General features: G+C 65.7%; 1 protein-coding gene. It reads right to left on the reverse strand.

The genetic code is table 11. The features are described from left to right. A complete protein-coding gene (gene tuf / locus VO99_RS27440; protein WP_046116152.1) occupies positions 1-1191 on the reverse strand; it encodes an elongation factor Tu in 1191 nt (396 codons plus the stop codon).

The raw sequence follows: 1191 nt of genomic DNA on the forward strand, positions 1-1191 counted from the left end.
TTACTCGATGATCTTGGCAACGACGCCGGCGCCGACGGTGCGGCCGCCTTCACGGATGGCGAAGCGCAGGCCTTCTTCCATCGCGATCGGGGCGATCAGCTTGACGGTGATGCTGACGTTGTCGCCCGGCATGACCATTTCCTTGTCCTTCGGCAGCTCCACCGCGCCGGTCACGTCCGTCGTGCGGAAGTAGAACTGCGGGCGATAGTTGTTGAAGAACGGGGTGTGGCGGCCGCCTTCTTCCTTGCTCAGCACGTACACCTCGGCGGTGAAGTGCGTGTGCGGCTTGATGGAGCCCGGCTTGCACAGCACCTGGCCGCGCTCGACGTCTTCACGCTTGGTGCCGCGCAGCAGGATGCCCACGTTGTCGCCGGCCTGACCTTGGTCCAGCAGCTTGCGGAACATTTCCACGCCGGTGCAGGTGGTCTTCTGGGTGGCGCGGATACCGACGATCTCGATTTCCTCACCGACCTTGACCACGCCACGCTCGACACGGCCCGTGACCACGGTGCCGCGGCCCGAGATCGAGAACACGTCTTCCACGGGCATCAGGAACGCACCGTCCACGGCGCGCTCGGGCGTCGGGATGTAGCTGTCCAGTGCGTCGGCCAGGGCCATGATGGCCTGCTCGCCCAGCTCGCCCTTGTCGCCTTCGAGCGCCAGCTTGGCCGAGCCCTTGACGATCGGGGTGTCGTCGCCGGGGAAGTCGTACTTCGACAGCAGCTCGCGCACTTCCATCTCGACGAGCTCGAGCAGCTCGGCGTCGTCGACCATGTCGCACTTGTTCAGGAAGACGATGATGTACGGCACGCCGACCTGGCGGGCCAGCAGGATGTGCTCACGCGTCTGGGGCATCGGGCCGTCGGCGGCCGAGCACACCAGGATGGCGCCGTCCATCTGCGCCGCGCCGGTGATCATGTTCTTCACGTAGTCGGCGTGCCCGGGGCAGTCGACGTGCGCGTAGTGGCGGTTGGCGGTCTCGTACTCGACGTGCGCGGTGTTGATCGTGATGCCGCGCGCCTTTTCTTCCGGCGCCGCGTCGATCTGGTCGTACGCCTTGGCTTCGCCGCCGAACTTGGCCGACAGGATCGTCGTGATCGCCGCCGTCAGCGTCGTCTTGCCATGGTCCACGTGGCCGATGGTGCCCACGTTGACGTGCGGCTTGGTCCGCTCGAACTTACCTTTTGCCAT

It is taken from the genome of Aquincola tertiaricarbonis (assembly GCF_000969605.1).
Taxonomy (GTDB): domain Bacteria; phylum Pseudomonadota; class Gammaproteobacteria; order Burkholderiales; family Burkholderiaceae_C; genus Aquincola; species Aquincola tertiaricarbonis.

What these genes read in the sequence shown, in the direction of transcription:
- tuf (WP_046116152.1), bottom strand. Translation starts at nt 1,191, where the DNA reads ATGGCAAAAGGTAAGTTCGAGCGGACCAAGCCGCACGTCAACGTGGGC.